This window comes from Neobacillus niacini (assembly GCF_023715785.1).
In the GTDB taxonomy this organism is placed as follows: Bacteria; Bacillota; Bacilli; order Bacillales; family Cytobacillaceae; genus Neobacillus; species Neobacillus niacini_E.
In genome coordinates this window covers 1-255 of sequence record NZ_JAMBOX010000114.1, presented here as the reverse complement: position 1 = coordinate 255, position 255 = coordinate 1, and the positions used below count along the sequence as shown (strand labels likewise).

Annotated in this window: 1 rRNA gene; it reads right to left on the bottom strand. The window is 50.2% G+C overall.

Annotated features, from left to right (window positions below):
• Positions 1-255, bottom strand: a 23S ribosomal RNA gene (locus M3234_RS29080); the annotation flags it as partial.

Genomic DNA, 255 nt, shown 5'->3' with positions numbered 1-255 from the left:
GGTCTACGACTGCATACTATGTCGCCCTATTCAGACTCGCTTTCGCTGCGGCTCCGTCTTTTCAACTTAACCTCGCATGCAATCGTAACTCGCCGGTTCATTCTACAAAAGGCACGCCATTACCCATAAACGGGCTTTGACTACTTGTAGGCACACGGTTTCAGGTACTATTTCACTCCCCTTCCGGGGTGCTTTTCACCTTTCCCTCACGGTACTGGTTCACTATCGGTCACTAGGGAGTATTTAGCCTTGGGA